5 protein-coding genes are annotated in these 7,133 nt (G+C 70.7%); all 5 read left to right on the forward strand.

Annotated elements, in window-relative coordinates; translation table 11 throughout:
• The first annotated feature begins 118 nt into the window (after positions 1–118).
• Positions 119–1,849, forward strand: a complete 1,731-nt coding sequence (gene araB, locus GCL72_RS09435; RefSeq protein WP_153144466.1) for a ribulokinase — start codon at positions 119–121, stop codon at positions 1,847–1,849.
• Positions 1,846–2,589 (forward strand): L-ribulose-5-phosphate 4-epimerase, encoded by a 744-nt coding sequence (locus GCL72_RS09440; RefSeq protein ID WP_153144467.1) that lies wholly within the window; start codon positions 1,846–1,848, stop codon positions 2,587–2,589. The genes araB and GCL72_RS09440 overlap by 4 nt, the downstream gene beginning before the upstream one ends.
• Complete coding sequence (gene araA / locus GCL72_RS09445) at positions 2,589–4,109, forward strand: L-arabinose isomerase (protein WP_211365021.1); 1,521 nt, start codon at positions 2,589–2,591, stop codon at positions 4,107–4,109. Before GCL72_RS09440 ends, araA begins: the two co-directional genes overlap by 1 nt.
• 214 nt (positions 4,110–4,323) lie before the next feature.
• Positions 4,324–5,472, forward strand: coding sequence for a multiple monosaccharide ABC transporter substrate-binding protein (gene chvE, locus GCL72_RS09450; RefSeq protein ID WP_153144468.1), 1,149 nt, complete (start codon positions 4,324–4,326; stop codon positions 5,470–5,472).
• A 235-nt stretch (positions 5,473–5,707) separates the two neighbouring features.
• Positions 5,708–7,133, forward strand: a 1,426-nt coding sequence (locus GCL72_RS09455) for an ATP-binding cassette domain-containing protein (protein ID WP_153144469.1), incomplete at its 3' end; no start/stop codon positions are given.

A 7,133-nucleotide genomic window follows, 5' to 3' on the forward strand; every position in this document is an offset into this window, starting at 1 on the left:
GAGGCGGGCTCCGCGCCCGGCATGACGCAGGACACGGAGGTGTGTGGCGCCGGACACGACGAGATGTTAACGTTAACACTCGGATGTGCTCTGGAACACGCGAAGGAGTCCTGCAGAGATGACCACCACTGACCCCGTCGTGATCGGCATCGACTTCGGCACCCTGTCCGGACGTGCGCTCGTGGTGCGCGTCAGCGACGGCGCCGAGCTCGGCAGCGCCGTCCACGACTATCCGCACGCCGTCATGGACGACGCGCTGACCGCCCACCGCGGGGAGCCGCTGCCTCCCGAGTGGGCGCTGCAGGTCCCGGCGGACTACGTCGAGGTGCTCAAGACCGCGGTGCCGGCCGCCGTCGAGGCCGCCGGCGTGAGCCCGGAGCAGGTCGTGGGCATCGGCACCGACTTCACCGCCTGCACGATGGTGCCGACCACCGACGACGGCACGCCGCTGAACGAGCTGGAGGAGTACGGCGACCGGCCGCACGCCTACACCAAGCTCTGGAAGCACCACGCCGCCCAGGGGCAGGCCGACCGGATCAACGAGCTGGCCCACTCCCGCGGCGAGGACTGGATCGGCCGCTACGGCGGGTTCATCTCCTCGGAGTGGGAGTTCGCCAAGGGGCTGCAGATCCTGGAGGAGGACTCCGAGCTCTACGCGGCGATCGACCACTGGGTCGAGGCCGCCGACTGGATCGTCTGGCAGCTGACCGGCCAGTACGTGCGCAACGCCTGCACCGCCGGCTACAAGGGCATCTACCAGGACGGCTCCTACCCGTCGCAGGACTTCCTCGCCGCGCTGAACCCGGAGTTCGCCGACTTCGTCGCCGAGAAGCTCGATCACCGGATCGGCGAGCTCGGCGAGAACGCGGGCGGCCTCTCCGAGGAGGCGGCCGGCTGGACCGGGCTGCGTCCGGGCATCGCCGTCTCCGTCGGCAACGTCGACGCCCATGTCACTGCTCCGGCCGCCGACGCCGTCGACTCCGGTCAGATGGTCGCGATCATGGGCACCTCGACCTGCCATGTGATGAACGGCGACCGGCTCGCCGAGGTGCCCGGGATGTGCGGCGTCGTCGACGGCGGCATCCTCGCCGGGGCCTGGGGCTACGAGGCCGGCCAGTCCGGCGTCGGCGACATCTTCGGCTGGTACGTCGACAACCAGGTGCCGGCCTCCTACGCGGAGGAGGCATCCTCCCGCGGGATCGGGCTGCACGAGCTGCTCACCGAGAAGGCCGCCGCCCAGCCGGTCGGCGCCCACGGCCTGGTCGCGCTGGACTGGCACTCCGGCAACCGCTCGGTGCTGGTCGACCACGAGCTCTCCGGGCTGATCGTCGGCCTGACGCTGACCACCCGCCCCGAGGAGGTCTACCGCGCGCTGCTGGAGGCCACCGCCTACGGCACCCGGACCATCATCGAGTCCTTCGGCGACTCCGGGGTGCCGGTCACGGAGCTCGTCGTCGCCGGCGGCCTGCTGAAGAACCGCTTCCTCATGCAGCTCTACTCGGACATCACCCGGCTGCCGATCTCGACGATCGTCTCCGAGCAGGGCCCGGCGCTGGGCTCGGCGGTCCACGCCGCCGTCGCCGCCGGACACTACGCCGACGTCCGCGCCGCCGGGGCGGCGATGGGCGGACGCGTCGAGCGGGCCTACACCCCGGACCCGGCCGCCGCCGACGCCTACGACGAGCTCTTCGCCGAGTACACCCGCCTGCACGACCACTTCGGCCGCGGCGGCGACGACATGATGCGCCGGCTGAAGGCGATCCGCCGCCGCGCCCACGCCGAGCAGCTCGCCGAGCAGCCGGCCGATCGGCAGACCGAGACCGCCGCCGCGGAAGGAGCCCGCGCATGATCCGCCTGTCCGCCCTGCCCGAGCCGGTCCGCGAGGCGGTCGCCGCCGCGCGCGAGCGCGTCGCCGCGCTGCACGCCGAACTGCCCCGCAACGAGCTGGTCGTCTGGACCGCCGGCAACGTCTCCGAACGGGTGCCGACCGTCGAGGCCGCGCGGCTCGGCGCCGACGAGGAGCAGCCCGCGCTCTTCGTCATCAAGCCCTCCGGGGTCTCCTACGACGAGCTCACCGCCGAATCCATGGTCGTCTGCACCCTGGACGGCGAGAAGATCGACGACGGCACGCCCGAGACGCTCACGCCGTCCTCGGACACCGCCGCCCATGCCTACGTCTACCGGCACATGGACGAGGTCGGGGGAGTGGTCCACGCCCACTCGACCTACGCCACCGCCTGGGCCGCCCGCAGCGAGCCCATCCCGTGCGTGCTGACGATGATGGCCGACGAGTTCGGCGGCGACGTCCCGGTGGGGCCCTTCGCGCTCATCGGCGACGACTCCATCGGCCGCGGCATCGTCGAGACGCTGCGCACCTCGCGCTCGCCGGCGGTGCTGATGGCCCAGCACGGCCCCTTCACCGTCGGGGCCGGCGCGAAGCAGGCCGTCAAGGCCGCGGTGATGTGCGAGGAGGTCGCCCGCACCGTGCATGTCGCCCGCCAGCTGGGCGAGCCGCCGCGCATCGACCAGGGGCAGGTCGACTCCCTCTTCGACCGCTACCAGAACGTCTACGGCCAGAAAGGCGCATGATGACCACCACGCTGAGCAACCCCTACGCCGGCCGGAAAGTCTGGTTCCTGACCGGCTCGCAGGGCCTCTACGGCGAGGACACCCTGCAGCAGGTCGCCGACCAGTCCCGGCACGTCGCCGAGACGCTCGACGCCGCCGAGGCGATCCCGGCGACCATCGAGCACCGCGAGGTGCTCACCGACCGCGAAGCCATCCACGCCGAGGTGCTGGCGGCGAACGCCGACCCGGACTGCCTGGGCGTGATCGTCTGGATGCACACCTTCTCGCCGGCGCGGATGTGGATCCGCGGGCTCGAGGCGTTGACCAAGCCGCTGCTGCACTTCCACACGCAGGCGAACCGCGAGCTGCCCTGGGCCGAGATCGACATGGACTTCATGAACCTCAACCAGGCCGCCCACGGCGATCGCGAGTTCGCCTATATGGCCGCTCGCACGTCGACGCCGCGCAAGACGGTGGTCGGCCATGCCACCGACGAGCGAGTCCGGGCCAAAGTCGGCACCTGGGTGCGTGCCGCGGCCGGCTGGGACACGCTGCAGCACCTGAAGCTGTGCCGCTTCGGCGACACGATGCGCAACGTCGCCGTCACCGAGGGCGACAAGACCGAGGCCGAGATCGCCCTGGGCACCACGGTCAACGCCTGGGCGGTCAATGACCTCGTCGAGCGGGTCGAGGCCGTGCCGCAGGCCGAGGTGGATCGCCTGCTGACCGAATACGAGGCGCTCTACGACGTCGCCGAGGAGCTGCGCGAGGGCGGCTCGCGGCGCGAGTCGCTGGCGTACGCCGCCCGGCAGGAGGCTGGCATGCGCTCCTTCCTCGTCGAGGGCGGCTTCGAGGCCTTCACCACGAACTTCGAGGACCTCGGCGGACTGCGCCAGCTGCCCGGGCTGGCCGTGCAGCGGCTGATGGCCGAGGGCTACGGCTTCGGCGCCGAGGGCGACTGGAAGACCGCCCTGCTGGTCCGCGCGGCGAAGGTCATGGGCCACGGCCTCCCCGGCGGCGCCTCGCTGATGGAGGACTACACCTACGAGATGACCCCGGGGAAGGAGAAGATCCTCGGGGCGCACATGCTCGAGATCTGCCCGTCGCTGACCACGTCGCGGCCCCGGCTGGAGATCCACCCGCTGGGCATCGGCGACCGCGAGGACCCGGTGCGCCTGGTCTTCGACACCGATCCGGGCGAGGCGGTCGTGGTGGCGATGACCGACCTGCGCGAGCGCTTCCGGCTGACCGCCAACGCCGTCGACGTCGTCGGCCCCGACCACCAGCTGCCGAACCTGCCGGTGGCCCGTGCGGTCTGGGAGCCGCGGCCGGACTTCGCCACCTCGGCGGAGTGCTGGCTGACCGCCGGCGCGGCGCACCACACGGTGATGTCCACCGCCGTCGGCGTGGAGGCCTTCGCCGACCTCGCCGAGATCGCCGGAGTGGAGCTGGCGGTCATCGACGAGTCCACCAGCACGCGCGGCTTCGCACAGGAGCTGCGCCTCAACGCCGCCTATCACCGACTCGCCCAGGGGCTGTGATCTGGATTACGGCGACCCGTGAGACTATGTGACACGGCACCGGCCGGGTCGTGAGCCTCGACCCCCGATCCCCGGCGGCCGCCGCGCCGGCTCCTCTCCGCACCACCGTCGACGCACGGGAGGGGAGCGGCGCGGCCGCCGGGTCGCCGCCGCATCGGCGGCGCATTCGCACTGTCCGTCCGGAGCGCCGGACGGAGACGTCAAGGAGGACATGATGAGGATCAGGAATCTCACCGCACTGGGCGCCTCGGCGGCGCTCGTCTTCTCCGTCGCCGGCTGCGCCGGCGGCGGCGCCGGCAGCGGCGACGGCGGGGGCGACGAGGCCCCCGAGGACATGAGCGTCGGCGTGGCCATGCCCACCCAGACCTACGAGCGCTGGCTCAAGGACGGCGACAACATCGGGTCCGGCCTGGAGGAGCTCGGCTACGACGTCGAGCTGCAGTACGCCGACGACGACATTCCGACCCAGTCCCAGCAGATCGACCAGATGATCACCCAGGGCGTGGACGCGCTGATCGTCGGCGCCATCGACGGCAGCGCGCTGTCGGCCCAGCTGGACGCCGCCGAGTCCGCCGACATCCCGGTGATCTCCTACGACCGGCTGCTGACCGACAACGAGAACGTCGACTTCTACGTCACCTTCGACAACTACCAGGTCGGCGTGAACCAGGCCAACGCCCTGCTCTACGGCCTGGGCATCCTGGACCAGGACTTCGAACCGGCCGAGGATGCCCCGGAGGGACCGCTGAACGTCGAGCTCTTCGCCGGCTCGCTGGACGACAGCAACTCCCACCACTTCTGGGACGGCGCCATCGACACGCTGCAGCCCTACATCGACGACGGCACGCTGGAGGTCCCCTCGGGGCAGACCGACATCGAGCAGGCCGCCACCCAGCGGTGGGAGCAGGAGACCGCGCAGAAGCGCATGGAGAACCTGCTGACCACCCACTACAACTCCGGCGAGGAGCTCGACGGCGTGCTCGCGCCCGCCGACCCGCTGTCCCGCGGCATCATCACCGCGCTGCGCAGCGACGGACAGGGCGACACCATCGAGGACGGGCTGCCGATCGTCACCGGCCAGGACGCCGAGATCGCCTCGGTGAAGCTGATCGCCGACGGCGTGCAGCACTCGACGATCTTCAAGGACACCCGCGACCTCGCCGACCAGGCGGTCGAGGCGGCCGACACCTACCTGCAGGGCGGTGAGCCCGAGCCGAACGACACCGAGACCTACGACAACGGGGCCAAGGTCGTGCCCTCCTACCTGCTCGATGTCCAGATGGTGCTGGAGGACAACTATGAGGAGATCCTCGTCGAGTCCGGCTACTACACCGAGGAGCAGGTCGACTCCGGCCAGATGTGATCGCGGCGCGATCCCCCGCCGTCCCTGGCCCCGCGGCGCCGACACCACGGCGCGGGACCAGGGACGGCGGACCGCCCGGCGCCGCGATCCGCGGCGTGCGGTCCGGCCCGATGTCACCCCCGACGTCACCCCTCGACGCTCACCCTCGACACCCACCCTCGACACCCATCCCTCCCTGACGGCGGCCCCGCGGCGACATCCGGCGGGCCGTCGAGGCCTGGCCTGAGGAGGCCCCATGACCACAGCAGAGGACCACATCCTGCGGATGCGGTCGATCACCAAGACCTTCCCCGGAGTGAAGGCCCTCTCCGACGTGACCCTGCAGGTGCGCCGCGGCGAGATCCACGGCATCTGCGGGGAGAACGGGGCGGGCAAGTCCACGCTGATGAAGGTGCTCTCCGGGGTGTACCCGGACTCCAGCTTCGAGGGCGACATCGCCTTCGACGGCGAGCAGGTGCACTTCAACTCCATCAGCGACTCCGAGGATCGCGGCATCGTCATCATCCACCAGGAGCTGGCGCTGGTGCCGCATCTGTCCATCGCCGAGAACATCTTCCTCGGCAACGAGCAGGGAGCCGCCGGCTTCGTCGACTGGCACCGGACCAACGCCGCGGCCGCCGAGCTGCTGGAAGAGGTCGGTCTGGACGAGAACCCGGTCACCCCGGTCGGCCGGCTCGGCGTCGGCAAGCAGCAGCTCGTCGAGATCGCCAAGGCGCTGTCGAAGAACGTGAAGCTGCTCATCCTCGACGAGCCGACGGCGGCGCTGAACGACGACGACTCCGCGCATCTGCTCGGCCTCATCCGGAACCTGCGCGAGACCGGCGTGACCTGCATCATCATCTCGCACAAGCTCGGCGAGATCGCCTCGATCTCCGACGCGGTCACCGTGATCCGCGACGGCACGACGATCGAGACGATGCGCACCGAGGAGGAGCCCGACCAGCAGACGCTGACCGCCCGGATCATCCGCGGGATGGTCGGCCGCGAGATGGGCAGCATGTACCCGGACCGCGACGTCGAGATCGGCGAGGAGGTCTTCCGGCTGATCGACTGGCACGTCGGCCACCCCGAGCAGCGCGACCGCACCGTCGTCGACGGCGCCTCGCTGCACGTCCGCGCCGGGGAGGTCGTCGGCATCGCCGGGCTGATGGGCGCGGGCCGCACCGAGCTGGCGATGAGCGTCTTCGGCCGCTCCTATGGCCGCGACATCTCCGGAACGGTGGAGATGCACGGGAAGCCGGTGACCATCCGCGGGGTCTCCGACGCCATCGACCACGGCATCGCCTACGTCAGCGAGGACCGCAAGACGTTCGGGCTCAATCTGATCGACGACATCCGGCGCAACATCAGCGCCGCGTCGTTGACCAAGCTGGCCACCGGCGGCTGGGTGAACGCCAACGAGGAGATCGCCGTCGCCCAGGAGTACCGGGACTCGCTGAACATCAAGGCGCCCTCGGTGCTCTCCACCGTCGGACAGCTCTCCGGCGGCAACCAGCAGAAGGTCGTGCTGAGCAAGTGGCTCTACACCGAGCCCGAGCTGCTCATCCTCGACGAGCCCACCCGCGGCGTCGACGTCGGCGCCAAGCAGGAGATCTACACCATCATCAACCGCCTGGCGGCCGACGGGAAGGCGATCCTGGTGATCTCCTCCGAGCTGCCCG

The organism is Nesterenkonia halophila (assembly GCF_009467795.1).
GTDB lineage: Bacteria > Actinomycetota > Actinomycetes > Actinomycetales > Micrococcaceae > Nesterenkonia > Nesterenkonia halobia.

Excerpts from the sequence above, each read along its gene's own strand:
- araB (WP_153144466.1), top strand. The coding sequence starts at position 119 with ATGACCACCACTGACCCCGTCGTGATCGGCATCGACTTCGGCACCCTG.
- chvE (WP_153144468.1), top strand. The coding sequence starts at position 4,324 with ATGAGGATCAGGAATCTCACCGCACTGGGCGCCTCGGCGGCGCTCGTC.
- GCL72_RS09440 (WP_153144467.1), top strand. The coding sequence starts at position 1,846 with ATGATCCGCCTGTCCGCCCTGCCCGAGCCGGTCCGCGAGGCGGTCGCC.
- araA (WP_211365021.1), top strand. The coding sequence starts at position 2,589 with ATGACCACCACGCTGAGCAACCCCTACGCCGGCCGGAAAGTCTGGTTC.